Origin of the sequence: Falsiroseomonas sp. (genome assembly GCF_051859025.1) — a bacterium.
GTDB lineage: Bacteria > Pseudomonadota > Alphaproteobacteria > Acetobacterales > Acetobacteraceae > Falsiroseomonas.
The window spans coordinates 251640-268928 of sequence record NZ_JBHYGL010000038.1 but is presented as its reverse complement, the minus strand read 5'-3'; the positions used below and the strand labels follow the sequence as shown (position 1 = coordinate 268928).

At 70.6% G+C, this 17289-nt stretch carries 15 protein-coding genes; 7 read left to right on the top strand and 8 right to left on the bottom strand.

Annotated elements, in window-relative coordinates:
* The first annotated feature begins 55 nt into the window (after nucleotides 1-55).
* The 6 genes from ACTIE5_RS25890 to ACTIE5_RS25865 all read left to right on the top strand — a co-directional run bounded on the left by ACTIE5_RS25890 (nucleotide 56) and on the right by ACTIE5_RS25865 (nucleotide 6568).
* A complete protein-coding gene (locus tag ACTIE5_RS25890; RefSeq protein WP_439552623.1) occupies nucleotides 56-811 on the top strand; it encodes an SDR family NAD(P)-dependent oxidoreductase in 756 nt (251 codons plus the stop codon).
* An 11-nt stretch (nucleotides 812-822) separates the two neighbouring features.
* Complete coding sequence (locus tag ACTIE5_RS25885; RefSeq protein WP_439552622.1) at nucleotides 823-1797, top strand: Bug family tripartite tricarboxylate transporter substrate binding protein; 975 nt, start codon at nucleotides 823-825, stop codon at nucleotides 1795-1797.
* A 6-nt stretch (nucleotides 1798-1803) separates the two neighbouring features.
* Nucleotides 1804-3558: a thiamine pyrophosphate-binding protein gene (locus ACTIE5_RS25880; protein WP_439552621.1), complete on the top strand. Its 1755-nt coding sequence runs from the start codon at nucleotides 1804-1806 to the stop codon at nucleotides 3556-3558.
* A gap of 37 nt (nucleotides 3559-3595) precedes the next feature.
* Nucleotides 3596-4549, top strand: coding sequence for a Bug family tripartite tricarboxylate transporter substrate binding protein (locus tag ACTIE5_RS25875; RefSeq protein WP_439552620.1), 954 nt, complete (start codon nucleotides 3596-3598; stop codon nucleotides 4547-4549).
* 1 nt (nucleotide 4550) lies between these two features.
* Nucleotides 4551-5612 (top strand): NAD(P)-dependent oxidoreductase, encoded by a 1062-nt coding sequence (locus ACTIE5_RS25870; protein ID WP_439552619.1) that lies wholly within the window; start codon nucleotides 4551-4553, stop codon nucleotides 5610-5612.
* A 203-nt stretch (nucleotides 5613-5815) separates the two neighbouring features.
* Complete coding sequence (locus ACTIE5_RS25865) at nucleotides 5816-6568, top strand: SDR family NAD(P)-dependent oxidoreductase (protein WP_439552618.1); 753 nt, start codon at nucleotides 5816-5818, stop codon at nucleotides 6566-6568.
* A gap of 87 nt (nucleotides 6569-6655) precedes the next feature.
* On the opposite strand, the gene ACTIE5_RS25860 is transcribed toward ACTIE5_RS25865, so the two are convergent.
* Together ACTIE5_RS25860 and ACTIE5_RS25855 are read right to left on the bottom strand one after the other, a co-directional pair.
* A complete protein-coding gene (locus ACTIE5_RS25860) occupies nucleotides 6656-8254 on the bottom strand; it encodes an ABC transporter substrate-binding protein (RefSeq protein ID WP_439552617.1) in 1599 nt (532 codons plus the stop codon).
* A gap of 78 nt (nucleotides 8255-8332) precedes the next feature.
* Nucleotides 8333-9895 carry an ABC transporter substrate-binding protein gene (locus tag ACTIE5_RS25855; protein ID WP_439552616.1) on the bottom strand — a complete coding sequence of 521 codons (1563 nt, stop codon included), beginning with the start codon at nucleotides 9893-9895 and terminating at the stop codon, nucleotides 8333-8335.
* Nucleotides 9896-9984: 89 nt separating this feature from the next.
* Between ACTIE5_RS25855 and ACTIE5_RS25850 the strand changes: the two genes are divergently transcribed.
* Entirely contained in the window at nucleotides 9985-10962 is a 978-nt protein-coding gene (locus ACTIE5_RS25850; RefSeq protein WP_439552615.1) for a uroporphyrinogen decarboxylase family protein, read from the top strand.
* Nucleotides 10963-11011: 49 nt separating this feature from the next.
* On the opposite strand, the gene ACTIE5_RS25845 is transcribed toward ACTIE5_RS25850, so the two are convergent.
* Genes ACTIE5_RS25845 through ACTIE5_RS25820 form a run of 6 tightly spaced genes read right to left on the bottom strand, consistent with a single transcriptional unit; the run spans nucleotide 11012 to nucleotide 17287 of the window.
* Nucleotides 11012-11989, bottom strand: coding sequence for a Bug family tripartite tricarboxylate transporter substrate binding protein (locus ACTIE5_RS25845; protein WP_439552614.1), 978 nt, complete (start codon nucleotides 11987-11989; stop codon nucleotides 11012-11014).
* Nucleotides 11990-12017: 28 nt separating this feature from the next.
* Nucleotides 12018-13187, bottom strand: a complete 1170-nt coding sequence (locus tag ACTIE5_RS25840) for a sialidase family protein (protein ID WP_439552613.1) — start codon at nucleotides 13185-13187, stop codon at nucleotides 12018-12020.
* Nucleotides 13188-13198: 11 nt separating this feature from the next.
* The gene (locus ACTIE5_RS25835) at nucleotides 13199-14329 is read right to left on the bottom strand and encodes an iron-containing alcohol dehydrogenase (protein WP_439552612.1); all 1131 of its coding nucleotides are present in this window, start codon (nucleotides 14327-14329) and stop codon (nucleotides 13199-13201) included.
* A complete protein-coding gene (pdxA, locus tag ACTIE5_RS25830) occupies nucleotides 14326-15345 on the bottom strand; it encodes a 4-hydroxythreonine-4-phosphate dehydrogenase PdxA (protein WP_439552611.1) in 1020 nt (339 codons plus the stop codon). Before pdxA ends, ACTIE5_RS25835 begins: the two co-directional genes overlap by 4 nt.
* Nucleotides 15342-16424, bottom strand: a complete 1083-nt coding sequence (locus ACTIE5_RS25825; RefSeq protein WP_439552610.1) for a four-carbon acid sugar kinase family protein — start codon at nucleotides 16422-16424, stop codon at nucleotides 15342-15344. Before ACTIE5_RS25825 ends, pdxA begins: the two co-directional genes overlap by 4 nt.
* Nucleotides 16424-17287 (bottom strand): IclR family transcriptional regulator, encoded by an 864-nt coding sequence (locus tag ACTIE5_RS25820; protein WP_439552609.1) that lies wholly within the window; start codon nucleotides 17285-17287, stop codon nucleotides 16424-16426. The genes ACTIE5_RS25825 and ACTIE5_RS25820 overlap by 1 nt, the downstream gene beginning before the upstream one ends.
* Nucleotides 17288-17289: the final 2 nt, after the last annotated feature.

Genomic DNA, 17289 nt, shown 5'->3' with positions numbered 1-17289 from the left:
CTGGGGCCTGCTGCCGCGACACTCCCCGCCAATCAAGGACGGGTGGGGAAACGGGATGGAGCTGGGCCTCAGGGGGCGCCGTGCCCTGGTGACGGGGGCAAGCCAGGGCATCGGGCGCGCGGTGGCGCGGGCCCTGGCGCTGGAAGGCGTCACGGTGGCCGCCGCGGCCCGGCGCAGCGCCCTGGTTCAGGAAATGGCCGATGCGGTGCGGGCGGAAGGCGGCGCGCCGATCATCCCCATCGCCATCGACCTGACGGAGAAGGACGCCGCCGCCAGGCTGGCGGAAGCCGCGATGCAGGCGCTGGGCGGCATCGACATCCTGATGAATGCCGCCGGCGGCAGCCGCCCTTTGCCCTTCGATGCATCGCGCGCCGATTGGGATGAGGGGATGGAGATCAATTTCCATCGGCTGCGCGAACTCACCCATGCGGTGATGCCGGGGATGCGCGCGGAGCGCTGGGGGCGCGTGGTGAACTTCACGGGCACGTCCGAGCCGAAGCTGATCAACGCCGCCTTCGCCGCCAAGGCCGCGGTGCATGTCTGGGCGAAGGGGCTGTCGCGCGACATCGCGGCGGATGGCGTCACCATCAACTGCCTCCAGCCCGGGCGCATCCGTAGCGAGCAGATGGCCAAGCGCTACCCGACGCCGGAGAGCGAGCGCGAATTCGCGGAGGCAGAAATCCCCATGAAGCGCTTCGGGGAAGCGGCGGAGATGGCGGATGTCGCGCTGTTCCTCGCCTCCGACCGCGCCGCCTATGTCACCGGCACCGTCATCCCCGTGGATGGCGGCATGTCCCGCTTCGCGTTCTGAGGGAGGCACCGATGATCCAGACCACACGGCGTGCGTTGCTGGCGGCTGGTGGCGCGATGCTGGCGGCGCCGGCGCTGGCGCAGGCGAACTGGCCGGACAAGCCGATCCGCTTCATCGTGCCCTTCGCGCCGGGGGGCACGACCGACATCCTCGGCCGGGTGCTGGCACCGCGGCTGACGCAGGGGCTTGGCGTGTCCGTCGTGGTGGAGAATCGCGGCGGCGCGGGCGGGACCGTGGGGCATGAGGTCGTGGTGCGGTCGCCCCCCGATGGCAACACCATCATGCTCGGCCATATCGGCACGCTGGGGGTGAACCCGAGCCTCTATCCGCGCCTCAGCTTCGATCCCATCGGGGGTGTCGCGCCCGTTTCCATGGTGGCGCTGGTGCCGAACATCCTGGTGGTGCATCCGAGTGTGCCCGCGCGGAATCTGCAGGAGTTGATCGCACTCGCCCGGGCCAAGCCGGGGGAGCTGACCTATGGCAGCGCGGGCAATGGCAGTGCGGCGCATATCGCGGCGGCGGCACTCGGCCACGCGGCGGGGGTGGAGTTCACCCATGTGCCCTATCGCGGCAGCGGGCCGATGGCGAATGACCTGATCGCGGGGCAGATCAACTTCACCATGACGGGCGGCACGGTCGTGATGCCGCTGGTGCGCGATGGCAGGCTGCGGGCGCTGGGCGTTTCGTCGCGGGCAAGGATGCAGGCCGATCCGTCGATCCCCACCATCGCGGAACAGGGGCTGCCAGGCTTCGAGACGACGCAATGGTATTGCGTCGTCACCACCGCCGGCGTGCCCGCGCCCATCATCGCGCGGCTGAACGCCGAAGTGCACAAGGCGATGAACGATCCCGAAGTGCGGCAGCGCCTGGCGGCGGAGGGCGCGGAAAGCGCACCGGGCACGCCGGAGGAACTCGGCCGCTTCATGCGGGCGGAAGTGGCACGCTGGGCGGAAGTGATCCGCCTCACTGGCATGAGGGCGGATTGACGGACCATGGATGAGATCGAGAAGCCGGTTGCCTCGCCCCCCGGCAGCGCCTGGGGCAGTGACGTGGTGGCGAGCCTGGTGCAGGCGATGGGCTACCGCCACATCACGCTGAACCCCGGCGCGAGCTTTCGCGGCCTGCATGACAGCCTGGTGAACCACACCGGCAACCGCGACCCGCAGATGATCCTGTGCCTGCATGAGGGCAATGCGGTGGCCATCGCGCATGGCTGGGCGAAGATCACGGGGGAACCGATGGCCGTGGTGCTGCACAGCAATGTCGGGCTGATGCATGGCACGATGGGGCTGTTCAACGCCTGGTGCGACCGCGTGCCGATGCTGGTGCTGGGCGCGACCGGGCCGGTGGATGCGGCGGCGCGGCGGCCCTGGATCGACTGGCTGCACACGATGAGTGACCAGGCGGCCTTGGTGCGGCCTTTTCTCAAATGGGACAACCAGCCGGCCAGCGTGCCGGCGGCGGTGGAGGCGCTGCTGCGCGCCAACCTCATCACGCGCAGCGCGCCCTGCGGGCCGGTCTATGTGAACCTGGATGCCGCGTTGCAGGAGATGCGGCTGGAGGCACTGCCGGCGCTGCCCGATGTAGCGCGGTATGCGCCGCCGGCGGCTTCCGTGCCATCCGGGGCGACGATCGACGCCGCGGTGGCGATGCTGCGCGCGGCGAAGCGGCCGATGATCCTGGCAGGACGGGGCGCGCGCAGCACCGCCGACTGGGCCCGCCGCGTCGCGCTGGCGGAGGCGCTGGACGCCGTGGTGCTGACCGACTTCAAGGTGGGCGCCGCCTTCCCGACCGACCATCCGCTGCACGCCGCGGCGCCGACCACTTTCCTGACGGAGAAGGCGCAGGCCGCGCTGCGCGGCGCTGACCTGGTGCTGGCCTTCGACTGGGTGGATCTGGCCGGCACGCTGAAGCAGGCCGGCGGCTTCGCGGGGCGGGTGATCCACGCGACGCTCGACCAGCAGCTGCACAATGGCTTCGGGATGGAGCATTTCGGCCTGCCGCCGGTGGACCTTCACATGGCCTGCGAGCCCGCCATCGCGCTGCATGCCATCGCGGATGCGCTGGGCGTGGGCGCGGGGATTCCGCCGGGCGACCTGCCCGCCTGCCCTGCCCTGCCGCCGGCTCCGGCGGATGCGATGCTGGATGTGGGGACGCTGTCGGCGGCGCTGGGCGAAGGGCTGCACGGCGTGCCGACCTGCCTCGTGCGCCTGCCGCTGGGGTGGCGGGGGGAGACCTGGCATTTCCGGCATCCGCTGGACTACCTCGGCGGCGATGGCGGCGCGGGGATCGGCGCGGGGCCCGGGATGCTGACAGGCGCGGCGATGGCGCTGGACGGCAGCGGGCGGCTGCCGGTCGCGGTGCTGGGCGATGGCGACACGCTGATGAGTGCGACGGCCTTCTGGACCGCCGCGCATTACCGCGTGCCGATGCTGGCAGTGATCTGCAACAACCGCAGCTTCTACAATGACGAGGTCCACCAGGAACGCGTCGCCAAGCAGCGCAACCGGCCGGTCGAGAACAAGTGGATCGGCCAGCGCATCGCCGACCCGGATATCGACATCGCCGCGCTGGCGCGGGCACAGGGCGCGACGGGGATCGGGCCGGTGCACACCGCGGGCGAACTCGCCGCCGCCGTCAGGGATGCGGTGGCACGGGTCAGGGCGGGGGAGACGGTGGTGATCGATGCGCGCGTCGCGCCGGGCTATTCGGCGGCGATGACGGCGGGGCTGACCAGGCACAGCTGACGGCCGGAAAGGCCGCGGCATCGGGGAGGAAGAAACAATGCAGCGACGTTCGCTTCTGGGCGCGGCCATGGCGTTGGCGGCCGCGCCGGCATGGGCGCAGGATTTTCCGGCGGCCACCTTGCGCATGGTCGTGCCCTTCACGCCCGGCGGCAGCAACGACCTGATGGCGCGGCTGATCGCGGAAAGACTCGGCGCGCGCTGGGGCAAGCCCTTTGTGGTGGAGAACCGGCCCGGCGCCGCCGGCAATATCGGGACGGAGGCGGTGGCCCGCAGCGCGCCGGATGGCGCCACCTGGCTGTTCGCGCCGAACCAGGTACTGACGACGAACCCGCTGACGATGCGCACCAGCTTCGACCCGCTACGCGACCTCGCCTTGGCGGCGCGCGTCGCGCGGGTGCAGACGCTGCTGGTGGTGAACCCCGCGACCAACATCCGCGACGTGCGCGGCCTGGTGGCGGCGGCGAAGGAGAGGCCGGGGCAGCTTTCCTATCCCTCCTCCGGCGTCGGCAGCTTCCAGCATTTCGGCGTGGCGCGGCTGGTGGGGGAGGACATGGTCCATGTCCCCTATGGCGGCGCGGCGGCGCTGATGCCGGATTTGCTGGCTGGGCGGACGCATGCCTTCTGCGGCGCGCTGAACAGCCTGCTGCCCCATGTCCGCGCCGGCACGCTGCGGCCGCTGGCGGCGATGACGCCCGCGCGTGCCTCGCTGCTGCCGGAGGTCCCGACCATCGCGGAGGCGGGCTTCCCGGGCGAGGAGACGGAGATCTGGGCCGGAATCGTGCTGCCCGGCGGCACGCCGCGCGGCATCGTCAACCAGGTGCATGCCGTGCTCGCCTCGCTCTTCGCGGAGCCGGAGGTGGTGGCGCGGCTGGCGGAACAGGGGATCGAGCCCGCGGTGCAGGGCCCTGAGGAATTTGCGGGCACGGTGCGCGCGGAACTCGCCGCGAATGGCGCGCTGGTGCGGCGGCTTGGATTGAGACAGGGACAGTAGAATGTCGAACACGCTGCCGGTTGCGCGGCTTTCCTATTTCTCCCACTGGATGGACCCTGTGGCGCTGCGGGTGCTGGGGGCGGAGCCGAATATCGCGCTCGACCATCTGCAATTCGACATGGACCGCGCGACGCTGGACGAGGCCTTCGCGCAGGCCCATGGCTACCACGCATTGCCGCGTGTGGAGATCAAGGAACCCTGGTTCTGCGATGCCGCGCTGCTGGCGCGGGCGCCGAACCTGCTGGCGGCATGTTCGTCCGGCGCAGGCTTCGACGTGATCGATGTGGAGGCCTGCACCAAAGCGGGCGTGATCGTCTGCCATCAATCCGGCACCAACAAGGAAGCGGTGGCGGAGCATGTGCTGGGCCTGATGCTGGCGCTGTCGAAGAAGATGGGCGTCGCGGACCGGATGCTGCGCCGCCAGGCGGGGTTGGATCGCTTCGCCGTCACGGGGCGCGACATCCGCGGCAAGACGCTCGGGCTGGTCGGCATCGGGCAGATCGGCACGCGCGTGGCGGAGCTGTGCCGCGGGCTGTTCGGCATGACGGTGCTGGCCTGCGATCCCTATCTCAGCGCGGCGGAGATCGCGGCGCGCGGTGGCGTGAAGGCCTCGATGGAGGAGGTTTTCGCGCGGGCCGATTTCGTCTCCGTCCATGTGCCCCGCAACAAGGAAACCCTCGGCATGATCGGCGCGGCGCAATACGCCGCCATGAAGCCGACGGCCTATTTCATCCAGACCTCGCGCGGCGGCATTCATGACGAGGGCGCGCTGGCAGAGGCGCTGGCGGCGGGGCAGCTGGCGGGGGCGGGGCTGGATGTGTTCCTGAAGGAACCGCCGCCGCCCGATCATCCGCTGCTGGCCTTCGACAACGTGATCGTCACGCCGCACAATGCGGGGATCACGGAGGAAGCGCTGCACGACATGGCGGAAGGTGCGGCGCTGCAATGGGCGCAGATCTTCCGGGGCGAGGTGCCGCCGCGGCTGGAGAATCCGGAAGCGTGGCCGCTGTATTCGAAGCGCTTCGAGGCCGCCTTCGGCTTCGCACCGAAGGCGCTGGCATAACGACGACGGTCCAGGGCCGTCACGGCCCTGGCGGATGGGGCATGGGGAAGGCAGCGCCTTCCCCATACAACCCGTGATCCGGGCCGGATTACCACCCGATTGCCATGGCTTCCCGAAGGACAGGCCATGGCGGCATTCCCCGGTTTGCGCCCCGCGCCGCGCAGGGGTAACGCTGGCGGCCTGATCGGGGCCAGGAGCGGTTGATGGCGGCGAAGCGCATCATTCTCATCACCGGCGCGGGGTCCGGCATCGGCGCGGGATGCGTGCGGCGGCTGGCGGCGCCCGGCGTCGGGATGCTGTTGCACACGCGCAGGAACGCGGAGGGGCTGGAGCGGGTGGCGGAGGCCGCCCGCGCGGCGGGGGCGGAAGCCGTCACGATGCTGGGCGATATCGGCGATGCGGCGCTGCCCGCTGCGCTGGTGGCACGTGCCGTCGAAACCTTCGGTGGGCTCGACGTGGTGGTGACGGCGGCGGGCTTCGCGGACAGGACGCCGTTTGCGCAGGCCGATGACGCCATCTTCCAGAAATCGATCGATGGCGTGCTGTGGGGGTTCCTGCGGACGGCGCGCGCCGCGCTGCCGCATCTGGCGGGGCGCGATGCGCCGAGGATCGTCGCCATCTCCTCCTTCGTCGCCCATGTCTTCCGCACGGATGTCAGCACCTTCCCCGCCAGTGCCGCGGCCAAGGGCGCGGTGGAGGCGCTGGTGCGAGCGCTGGCGGTGGAGGCCGCGAAGGGCGGCGTCACCGTGAACGCCGTGGCGCCTGGCTATACGCGGAAGGACCCGGGCGCGCATGCCGCGCTGACGCAGGCGCAGTGGGATGCGGTGGCGGCGAAGATCCCGATGGGACGGCTCGGCACGCCGGATGACGTGGCGGATGCGGTGGCCTGGCTTGCCTCCCCTGGCGCGGGCTACGTGACCGGCCAGGTGGTGCATGTGAATGGCGGGCTGATCTGAGGATCGCTTGATCCTTCGTCACGGATGACATGAAAAAGGCCCGGCGCCTTGCGGCACCGGGCCCCCTTCCCCGCGGATCGTGACCGATCAGCGGCGCATGCGGACGTGGCGGAGTTCGAGGTCTTCCTGCACGCGCAGCGGCAGTTCGGCCACCGTCTCCCGCACGCCGAAGATCTGCGGCTCCTGGTGCAGCGGGATCATCGGCAGCAATTCGCGGAAGCGCGCCCAGTACTGGCCCGCCAGCTGCTGGCGCTTCGGCTGGTCCGTCTCCACCGCGATCTGGCGGAGCAGTTCCGCCATCTGGTCGTCCTGGAAGCGGCCCCAGTTGAAGCTGCCCTCGCCCAGCAGTTCACGACCGGGATTGGTCATGTCGAAATTGCCCGGCGTCCAGCCCAGCAGATAAAACTGGTATTCGCCATTGGCGCCGCCCTGCAGGAAGCGGCCGAAGGGCACGGCATTGAGCCGCGCCTGGATGCCGACGCGCTGCAGCATGCTGACGGCGGCCTGGCAGATGGCCTCGTCATTCACGTAGCGGTTGTTGGGGCAGTTCAGCGTGGTGCGGAAGCCCTGGGGGAAGCCGGCTTCCGTCAGCAGGCGGCGGGACGCATCCGGGTCGAAGGGCAGGCGTTCATTCGCCGCGGCGTCGAAGCCGCCGATCGCCTGGGCGATGGGGATGCCGGCGGCGACGGTGGAGTTGCGCAGGATCACGCGGGTGATCGTGTTCATGTCGATCGCCTGGTACATGGCCCGGCGCACGCGCGGATCACGCATCGGGTTCGGCGTGCCGGGCGCGTCCAGGTTCTCCGGCCGGGCCGTGTCCATGGCGAAGTAGATGCTGCGCGCGGTCGGGCCCTGGATCAGGCGGATGCCCTGCGCCTGGGACACGCGCTGCACGTCCTGCAGCGGCACGTGGTACATCACGTCCAGTTCGCGGGAGAGCAGGGCGGCCACGCGCGTCGGCGCGCTGGAAACGGGGCGGAAGACGGCGCGGGTGATGCCGTGCTGCATCGCGGCCGCATCCCAGTATTCCGCGTTCGGCACCAGCACGGTGCGTTCATCGGCCAGGCGCTCGACAATCCGGAAGGGGCCGGTGCCGTTGGTGTTCAGCTGGACGAAGGTGTTGGTGGCGCCCGGCTGGCCGGCGCGCGCCACGGCCATGGCGTTGTTGGTGCGGACCCAGTTCGCGTTCATGATGAAGAACAGCGTCAGGTCCTGCAGCAGGATCGGGTTCGGGCCGCGGGTCTCCATCTCCACCGTGAAATCATCGACGGCGCGGACGGCGGTCACGCTCTGCAGCGTGTAGGCCATGTCGTTCTGGCGCACGCGCTCGGCGGACATCACCACATCGGCGGCGGTGAAGGGCTCGCCGCCGTGGAAGCGGACGTTGCGGCGCAGGTGGAAGCGCCAGGTGGTGGCGTTCACCTGCTCCCAACGCTCCGCCAGCGCCGGGCGGACGCTGCCATCGGGCTGCCGCTTCACCAGCGGCTCATAGACATTCTCCTTCATCGTGTTCGTCACGCCGTGGTTGTTGGCGTGCGGATCGAGGCCGAGGATGTCGTTCGCCGTGGCCCAGGTGAAGGTGCTGGCGGCGGCCGGCGCGGCGGGGGCGGTGGCCGCGAAGACGGCGCCCAGCGCCAGCGCGGAAACGGCGCCGCGCAGAAGGGTGCGAAGGGGTGAAGCCTGCATGTTCTTATGTCTCTTCCCGGTTCGGAGGGGGCGGAAGATGCTTGAGGCCCCATCCCCTGTCCAGCGGAGAAAACCGTGCTAGCGCCTGGGATGCAGGTGGTGCGCCAGGGTGCTTTCCTCGACCATCGCGGCATAGGTCAGGGTGGCCCGGTGCGCCCAGATGTTGTCGGGCACATGCAGCGGCAGCACCGCCATGTCCTGCCCCATCGCAACCCGCTGCGCCTGGCGGATCAGCCCGTCCCGCGCCGCCGGATCAGCCGCGCCGCGGGCCTGTTCCATCAACCCGTCGAAGGCCGGGCTGGCATAGCGGCCCCGGTTCAGCCCGCCGAGCCCCCGCGCCGCATCGAAGCTGTGCAGCACCTGCGCCATGCCGAGCCAGGCGTCCCCGGTGGAATGGCCGAAGCCGATCAGGAAGGTGCTGAATTCCCGCCGCCCCGCCCGGGTGAAGAAGACATTGGAGGGCATGACCTCCACCCGCGCATCCAGCCCGATCCGCGCCCAGAACTGCGCGACGGCCTGGGCGGTCTTGTCATCCTCCACATAGCGGTTGTTGGGGGAATGCAGCGTGATGCGGAAGCCCTCCGCGTGTCCTGCCGCGGCCAGCAGGCGGCGGGCCTCCGCGGGGTCATGGGCCGGGGTCGCGAGGTCCGGGTCGAAGCCCAGCTGCCCCTCGATGGCCAATTGGCCGGAGGCGCGGGCGGCGCCTGACATCACCCGATCCACGATCGCGGCGCGATTGATGGCCAGCGAGAGGGCGTGGCGCACCCGCGGGTCCTTCAGCGGATTGGCGGCCAGCGGCCTGCCATCCCGCGCGGTCACGAAGGGCGAGGGATCATTCGCCTGGTCGAGGCCGATATAGATCATGCGGTTGGAGGAAGCGGCGGAGACCGTGACCTCCGGCCGCGCGCGCAGCCGCGCGACCTCCCCGGGCGGGACGGCATCGACCAGGTCGGCATCGCCGGCCAGCAGCGCGGCCAGGCGGGCGGCGTCATTCGCCACGGGGCGGAGGGTGGCGCGGGCGAAGGACGGCACCCCTCCCCAATAGGCATCGTTGCGCGCCAGGCGCAGCGCGGAGCCGGGCTGCCATTCGACGAAGCGCCAGGGGCCGGAACCGATCGTCACGCGGCCCGCATTGAAATCCGCCGTAGTCGCGGTGGCCGCGATGCGGGCCGGGATGATCCAGGCCGTCATCGCATTCAAGGGCACGGAGGGATCGACGCCCCGCGACCGGATGCGGATGGTGCGGCTGTCCACCACCTCCAGCGCCGCGATGCTGCCGGCCAGGCGGATATAGGGGGCGGGGCTGTTCGGCACCCGCGGCATGCGCTCGATCGAGGCGCGCACATCCTCCGCCGTCACCGGCGTGCCATCATGGAAGCGCGCATCGGGGCGGATGCGGAACTCCCAGAGGTCGGGCTCGGGATTGGAGAAGCTGGCAAGGCCCGGCACCGGGCGCAGGTTGCGATCGGAGGCGACCAGCGGATCGAAGATGTGGCGCATCACCGCCTGGTTGGCACCGACCAGGGCGAAATGCGGGTCGAGCGACGACGTCTCCGTCTGCACCGCCACCCGCGCCTCCTGCGCCAAGGCGAGGCCGGGCCAGAGGAGGATGGCGGCGAGCAGCAGGGACGGTCGACGCATCGGTTGTGGCCTTGGCGGTGGCGAGGAAGCAGCCTAGCCAGTGCAGTGATGCGGCGCGAGCGCGCCGTTGACTGTCGAGGAGCTGCCGCATGACACAAGCCGATCTGGTCCGCGCCACGATCGCCGGGGAGGCGACCCCGCGGCCCGCCTATGCCTTCTGGACCCATTTCCCGGGCATCGACCTGGACCCCGACGCCATCGCGCGGGAGACGGTGGCCTTCACGCGCGCCACCGGCGCGGATTTCGTGAAATCCATGCCGAACGGGCTGTATGTGGTGGAGGATTGGGGCGTCCGCGCCGATTATTCCGAGATCGCCTCGGGCGGCGTGGCCAAGGTGACGACGAGCCCGATCGAGCAGCCCGCGGATTGGACGCGGGTGAAGCGCCTGGACCCGACCGCCGGCGTGCTGGGCCGCGAATTGCGGCACCTCGGCCTGCTGGTGGAGGCGCTGGGGCCGGATGTGCCGGTGCTGGCCACCATCTTCTCCCCTGTCACCATCGCCAAGAAACTGATCGGCGGCAGCGGCTTCGCGACCCATCTGCGGGACCACCCCGCCCTGGTGCAGGCCGCGATGGCGGAGATGGCGGAAACCACCGCCGCCTTCGCCCGCGCCGCCATCGCGCTGGGCTGCGCGGGCGTGTTCTTCGCGGCGCAGGACGCGACTTCAGCCGTGGGGGAAGCGGCCTATCGCGGGGACTTCCTGGCGCATGACCTGGCCGCGCTGGAAGGGGCCCGGGGCGGCTGGTTCAACGCCGTGCACATGCATGGCGACGACATCCTGTTCGACCTGCTGGCCGACCTGCCCGTGCCGGTGCTGAACTGGCATATCGGGGAGACGGCGCCCTCCATCGCGCAATATCGTGCCGCGGGGGGAAGGAAGCCGATCCTGGGCGGGCTGCGCCGCACGCCGATCACGCAGGGGGACATGGCGGCGGTGGATGAGGACCTGGCCGCGATCCGGGCCAGCGGCAAGGGCGTGCTGATCGCGCCGGGCTGCGTCATCCGCCACCCCGTCGATACCGCGCTGCTGGCCCGGATCGGCGCGCGCATCCGGGGCGAGGATTGAGGCAGGCCATGGCCCCCGCACCGGGCGGGGACCATGGCGGCGGGCGGCGTTACTCCGGCTGGTAGTTCACGCTGCGCAGCAGCTCCGTCGCGCGGCTGATCTCGTTGCGGATGAAGGCCTTGGTCTGGTCGATGCTTTCCGTCACCGGCTCCAGCACCTGGCTGGTGAGGCGGGAGACGATGGCGGGGTCGCGCATCGTCTCCTGCATCAGCGCGTTCACCCGGCCGCAGATCTCCTGCGACGTGCCCTTGGGCGCCCAGGATGCGTACCAGGACTGGAATTCGTAGCCGGGCAGCCCGGCCTCCGCCATCGTCGGCACGGTGGGGGCCAGGGGCGAGCGTTCGGCGGTGGCGATGCCGAGCGCGCGGACACGCCCATCGCCCGTCGCGGGCAGCAGCGCGAAGGAAGGATCGATGAGGAGCTGCGTGTTGCCGCCCATCAGATCCGTCAGCGCGGGCTGCGTGCCGCGATAGGCCACCATGTCGAGATTGGCGCCGGTGCGGCGGTTGAATTCGATGGTGGCCAGGTGCCCGGCGGAGCCGAGCGAGGAGATGGCGATGTTCCAGTCCCGCGGATTGGCCTTGGCCGCGGCCACGACCTCCGCCACCGTGCGCTGCGGGCGGGCGCCGCTCATCACCATCACCAGCGGCGCGCGGGCGACGCGGGACATGACTTCCAGGTCGCGCTCCGGGTCGAAATTCGCACCACGCAGCACCAGCGGCATGACCGCGGTGTTGAAGGCGGAGGCGAGCAGCGTGTAGCCATCCGGCGCCGCGCTCAGCACTTCGCGCGTGCCGACCAGGCCGGCGCCGCCGGTGCGGTTTTCCGCGATGGCCGTCGCGCCCAGCTTCTCCTGCAGCTTCTGCGCCAGCAGGCGGGCCAGCGCGTCATTCGCGGCGCCGGGCGGCCAGGGGCACACCACGCGGATGGTGCGGCCATGCGGCCAGGCGGCCTGGGCATGGACAACAGGGGCGGCCAGCAGGCCGAGGCCGCCGGCAGCGGTCTGGATCAGGGTACGGCGAAGCATTTTCTTGTTCCTCCTTGTCGGGTTTCGTTCAGCCACGCACCCAGTCGAGGGGCACATGGACGTATTTGATGGCCTGGCGCCAATAAGTGTAGGCGATGTGCAGCGACCCGTCGGCGGCCTGGCGCAACGAGGGATAGCTGAATTCGCGGTTCAGCCTCTCCTTCGAATTGTTGGTCATGCAGAAGCCATCGCCGGTTTCGAGGTTGCGGCGATGCGGCCAGGTGATCCCGCCATCATGGGAAACCGCGAGCGTCATCGGCGCGCGCGGCGCGCCCCAGAAGGCGCTTCTTCCCTCGGCCGGCGGCGCCACGGGTTCCTCCGTGCCGCCGATATCGTCGTAGAGCGACAGGCGGCGGCCGGTGGCGTCCTTCGCGCTGCTCTCGTTGAACAGGATCGCGATGCTGCCATCGGCCAGGCGGATGGCCTGGATGGAGGAGTTGTTGTTGGGAAGGCTCGTCGGCAGCGGCGCAGTCCATGTACGGCCGCCATCGGATGACGTGCTGCGATGGATCCAGTCGGCCCAGCGGCTGCGGTAGAAGGCGACCAGCGTGCCGTCCTGCATGTCCAGGATGCACATGTGGCACGTGCCGGTGCTGTGGGGCACGGCGTGCTCCGTCCAGGTCTTTCCCTGGTCAGCGGAGAGCATGACGGAGGAGGTGTCGAGGTCGCCCGTCCAGGCGCCGACCGGCGGCTTGGTGCAGCGCCAGATCGGCAGCAGCCAGTTGCCTTCCGCGGTCACGATGATGGGCTGGCGGATGAAGGTGCCGAAGCCCGGCTGTTCGCCGATCATCGTCTCGATCGGGCCCCAGTTGGCGCCGCCATCATGGCTGATGCGGCGACGGATCAGCGCGGTGTCCTGGTTACCGCTGATCTGCGCGGTCCAGAGCAGCCAGAGCGACCCGTCCGGCGCGGGAAACAGCAGCGGGTTCTGTTCCGACCGCGTGGGATCATCCGACAGCGTCTGCGCCGGCGACCAGCGCGTGGCGCCGGGCGCGAGGCGGGAGAATCGGACAGCAATGTCGGGCACGCCTTCCTGCGTGCCGCCGAACCAGACGCAGCCGAGACCGCCGCCCGGCAGTTCCATCAGGAAGGCAGCGTGGTTCTGCACGCAGGGGGTTGGGATGAAGGCTTCGATGCGCGCGGGATCGCCGGGCGCGGGGGCCAGCGTCTCGGGCTTGTCGATGAGGCCGGTGTCCATCGCGATTGTCCTCAGAAGGCGCGGCGGTAGATCGCGAGGATCTCCGCCGCGCTGATGTCGCGGGGGTTGTTGTCCAGCAGGCGGCGGATGGCGTGGGCCTCCGTCGCCATGGATTCCAGCGCGGATTCGGGCACGCCCAGTGCCGACAGGCGCATCTCGATGCCGAGCTTCGCGCAGAAGGCGTGGGTGGCGTCGCGCACCACCGCTTCCTCGCTGCTCGCGGGCAGGCCGAGGGCGGCGAGCACCAGCGCCGTCTTTTCCGCCATGACAGGCGCGTTGAAGGCCAGCGTATGCGGAAAGACCAGCGCGCAGGCGTGCCCATGGGCGATGTGCTGGCGCGTCCCCAGCGGATAGGCGACGGCATGGCCCGCGGTGGTGTTCACCGGGCCGAGGCAGTAGCCGCCATAAAGGGACGCCAGCATGAGGCCGGCGCGTGCTTCCCTGTCGCTGCCATCGGCAACCGCACGGGCGAGGAAGCGGCCGACGAGACGAATACCCTCCAGCGCATAGAGGTCGATCAGCGGATGGGCGCGCTTGCTGGTGAAGGCTTCGACGCAATGCGCCATGGCATCCACGCCGGTCGCCGCGGTGACGGCGGCGGGCACGCTCATGGTCAGTTCGGGATCGACGACGGCGAGGTCGGCCAGCATGTGGCGGCTCTGCACCGCCAGCTTCTGTTCCGTCGCGGGATCGGTGACGAGGGAGCGCGTGCCGGCCTCGCTGCCCGTGCCCGCCGTGGTGGGCACCTGCGCGAGTTTCACGGCGCGGCCGCGCACCTTCTCCGGGCCGACGACGTCGTGCAGCGTCTGTCCGCTGCCGGGCAGCACGGCGACGAGCTTCGCCAGGTCGAGCGCGCTGCCGCCGCCGAAGCCGACGACGAGTTGCGGCTTCACCTGTTCGGCCAGGGCCAAGGCGGCTTCGAGGTTGGGGAGATCGGGTTCCGGCTTCACCGTGCCGAAGACCGCCACCTCACCGGGCAGGCCCAGCACATCGACGCGCCTGGCGTTGAAGCCGCCACTGATGACGAGGGTGCGGGTGATGCCATGTTCGCGCGCCCACTGCCCGACGACGGAAACGGTGCCGGCGCCGAATTCCAGGCGCGTGGGACGAAGGATCTCGATGGGGCGGAGAAGATCGGTCATTGGGGTGCTCCGGCCGCGAGTTGCTCGGCGTATTCGATGGCCTCGATCAGGCTGGTCTCGCTGGCGATGCCCTTGCCCGCGATGTCGAAGGCGGTGCCGTGATCGACAGAGGTGCGGATCACCGGCAGGCCAAGAGTGACGTTAACGCCGGACAGCGCCTCCCACTTCCCTGTGGCGGGATCGACGTTGAAGCCGAGCAGCTTGACCGGGATGTGGCCCTGGTCGTGATACATCGCGACCACGGCGTCATACTGCCCGGCGCGCAGCTTCACGAAGACCGTGTCGCCTGGGACGGGGCCGAGCACGTTCATGCCATCCGCGACGGCCTTTGCGATGGTGGGCTCAGTCACGTCGATGTCCTGGCGGCCGAACAACCCGCCCTCCCCCGCATGGGGGTTCAGCGCGGCGACGGCGATGCGCGGGTTCTGGATGCCGAGGCGCTTGAGGGCGCCATGGGTCAGGTCCAGCACGCGGCGGATGCGGTCTGGTGTCGCGCGCTTCGGCACCTCCTCCAGCGCGCAATGCGTCGTCACATGGCTGACGCGCATGTTGCCGTGCGCCAGCAGCATCACGCTGCCCTTCACGCCGGTGAGTTCCGCCAGCATCTCCGTATGGCCGGCATAGTGGTAGCCGGCGTTGTTCAGCGCTTCCTTGTTGAGCGGCGCGGTGACGATGGCGCCGACGCGGCCTGCCATCGCCAGCTTCACGCCCTGCTCGATGGCGAGATAGGCGAAGCGCCCGGCCTCCGCCGCCACCTGGCCCTGGATGATCGGCGCCTTCTCCTCGCCCGCCTGCAGGAAGGCGAGTGCGGGCCATGCGTCATCGACCGGCACGCGCGGGATCGGCGGCGCGCCCGCGGCTTCGCGGGCCTGTTCCAGCGCCGTGCCATGGCCGATGACGAGCAGCTTGAGGTCGCCGGCGGCGATGCGCGGGGCCAGCGCCGTGCAGGCCTTGACGATGATCTCCGGCCCGATGCCGGCGGGATCGCCCATGGTGATGGCGAGGTGGCGGCTCATGCGGCTTCTGTTCCCGTCAGGATGCCGTTCGCCGCCAGCAGGTCGCGCCACAGCGCATCCCCGCCGAAGGCGCCGGATTTGGAGATGACATCGACGCCGTCCCAGCGCCCGCCCAGCAGGCGCGATCGCGGGATGCCGGGGGCGACCAGGCCCGTCGCTTCCAGGCCCGTGGCGCCGAGTGCCTGACACAGCGCGCGCAGCGTCTCGCCCCCCGCCACCACCAGCGTGCCGGGGCGCGGCAGCATCGCGACCAGGTCGCGCAGCGCCTGGGCGATGTGGCGTGAGGCCAGGTTGCGCGGCGTACCCTCGGGCAATGCGAAGCCCGCCATGGCGGCGCCCCGTGCCTGCATCAGGGCGGTGACGCGCGCGGCTTCGGCGGCGCTGCCATCGGGCAGGCGAAGCGCGAGGGCACCGCAGGCATCCAGCTGGCGGGCAGCGACGCCCTGGTCCGACCCGAACAGGCCGAGCACGGGGCCGCGCAGCGTCGCGTCGCGCGTCGCGGGGTGGCTGATCGCCAGCGCGCCAGCCAAGCCGCCGCTGCCGCACCACAGCACCGGCCCTTCCATGGCCAGGCCGCGGGAGACGATGCGCGCGAGGTCGCTGTCACGCTCCGCGTCGCAGATCACGATGCCATCGGGCAGTGCGCCGCTGCCGGGCATCGGCCGCGGCTGCAGCCCTTCCTGCGCCAGCAGCGCGGGCAGCGCGGCGCGCGGCGTCCAGGCCGCGCCGTCGCGCGCGTATTGCGTGCCGCCCCGCGTGACGCGGCCCATGGCGGGGAAGGCAGGCGCCAACACGATAGTGCGAAAACCGTCGCGGCAGGCCGCGAGTTCGGCGACGGGATGGCCGCGCAGCAGGCTGTCCAGCTTCTTGAAGGCGATGGTCGCGCCGGCCAGCAGCGGCGCCACCGCGCGCGTGGCGACCAGCGCGGCATCGCGCGTCGCTTCCCGCGTGCCGGTATCGATGGCCAGGCTACCGGCGCCGGTGCCGCCCCAGGCCACGCGCACGGGGCCGAAGAGACCGGTGAACTCGGCCGCGCTGTCCAGCGCGCCGGTCAGGTCATCGGCCAGCAGGCGCAGCATCAGCGCCCGCCCCGCGCGACGCCGATGGCGCCGAGCGACAGGCGCACACCCTCGCCCAGTTCCTGCGCGATGCGCAGTGCCTGCGGCGCGGCATCGGCGACGAAATCCCCGATGCTAATGCGGCCGGCGGCGATGGTCATGCTGATGCCCGCGATGGGCCGGCCACCCGCATCCAGCACCGGCGCGGCGACGGTGCGAAGGCCATAGGCGTTCTCGCCATCGGAGACCGCGTAGCCCTGCGCCCGCACCTGCGCGAGACGTGAGAGCAAGCCATCCAGATCCGTCACCGTGCGTTCGGAGAGCATGAGGCGCGGCACGGCGGCCAGGTGTTCATGCTGCTCCGCCACCGGCAGCCAGGCCAGCATCGCCTGGCCGAGCGCGGTGGCATAGGCGCCGATGCGGGTGCCGGCGCGGCGCACCAGGCCGTGGCGCTCGAGCCCGGCCTCCACGCGGGCGAGGTAGACGACCTCCCCCTTCTCCAGCACGCCGAGCGAGGCCGCATCGGCATGGGCGGGCACCACATCCCGAAGCAGTGGCGTCGCATGGCCGGGAAGGTCGTCGGCGGAAAGCGCGGCGAAGCCGAGTTCGAGACATTTCAGCGTCAGCCTGAAACGTCGCGTCTCCGGCACCGCGCGCAGATGGCCGAGATCGGCCAGCGTATGCACGAGACGATAGGCGGTGCCGCGATCCAGCCCGCTGCGGGAAGCGACCTCCGCCAATGTCTGCTCCGGATGGTCCGCGGTGAAGCTGCGCAGGACGGCGAAGACCTTGGCGACGGACTGGACCTGGTTCTTCGGGTTGTCCATGGCGCGCGCAGAGGCGCTGCGCGGCCCATCACCCCTGCTGTCCTGCGCGAGGCTCATCG

Bases quoted from the DNA above. Each gene is read 5' to 3' on its own strand.
- ACTIE5_RS25890 (WP_439552623.1), top strand. From the start codon at position 56: ATGGAGCTGGGCCTCAGGGGGCGCCGTGCCCTGGTGACGGGGGCAAGC.
- ACTIE5_RS25885 (WP_439552622.1), top strand. From the start codon at position 823: ATGATCCAGACCACACGGCGTGCGTTGCTGGCGGCTGGTGGCGCGATG.
- ACTIE5_RS25880 (WP_439552621.1), top strand. From the start codon at position 1,804: ATGGATGAGATCGAGAAGCCGGTTGCCTCGCCCCCCGGCAGCGCCTGG.
- ACTIE5_RS25875 (WP_439552620.1), top strand. From the start codon at position 3,596: ATGCAGCGACGTTCGCTTCTGGGCGCGGCCATGGCGTTGGCGGCCGCG.
- ACTIE5_RS25870 (WP_439552619.1), top strand. From the start codon at position 4,551: ATGTCGAACACGCTGCCGGTTGCGCGGCTTTCCTATTTCTCCCACTGG.
- ACTIE5_RS25865 (WP_439552618.1), top strand. From the start codon at position 5,816: ATGGCGGCGAAGCGCATCATTCTCATCACCGGCGCGGGGTCCGGCATC.
- ACTIE5_RS25860 (WP_439552617.1), bottom strand. From the start codon at position 8,254: ATGCAGGCTTCACCCCTTCGCACCCTTCTGCGCGGCGCCGTTTCCGCG.
- ACTIE5_RS25855 (WP_439552616.1), bottom strand. From the start codon at position 9,895: ATGCGTCGACCGTCCCTGCTGCTCGCCGCCATCCTCCTCTGGCCCGGC.
- ACTIE5_RS25850 (WP_439552615.1), top strand. From the start codon at position 9,985: ATGACACAAGCCGATCTGGTCCGCGCCACGATCGCCGGGGAGGCGACC.
- ACTIE5_RS25845 (WP_439552614.1), bottom strand. From the start codon at position 11,989: ATGCTTCGCCGTACCCTGATCCAGACCGCTGCCGGCGGCCTCGGCCTG.
- ACTIE5_RS25840 (WP_439552613.1), bottom strand. From the start codon at position 13,187: ATGGACACCGGCCTCATCGACAAGCCCGAGACGCTGGCCCCCGCGCCC.
- ACTIE5_RS25835 (WP_439552612.1), bottom strand. From the start codon at position 14,329: ATGACCGATCTTCTCCGCCCCATCGAGATCCTTCGTCCCACGCGCCTG.
- pdxA (WP_439552611.1), bottom strand. From the start codon at position 15,345: ATGAGCCGCCACCTCGCCATCACCATGGGCGATCCCGCCGGCATCGGG.
- ACTIE5_RS25825 (WP_439552610.1), bottom strand. From the start codon at position 16,424: ATGCTGCGCCTGCTGGCCGATGACCTGACCGGCGCGCTGGACAGCGCG.
- ACTIE5_RS25820 (WP_439552609.1), bottom strand. From the start codon at position 17,287: ATGAGCCTCGCGCAGGACAGCAGGGGTGATGGGCCGCGCAGCGCCTCT.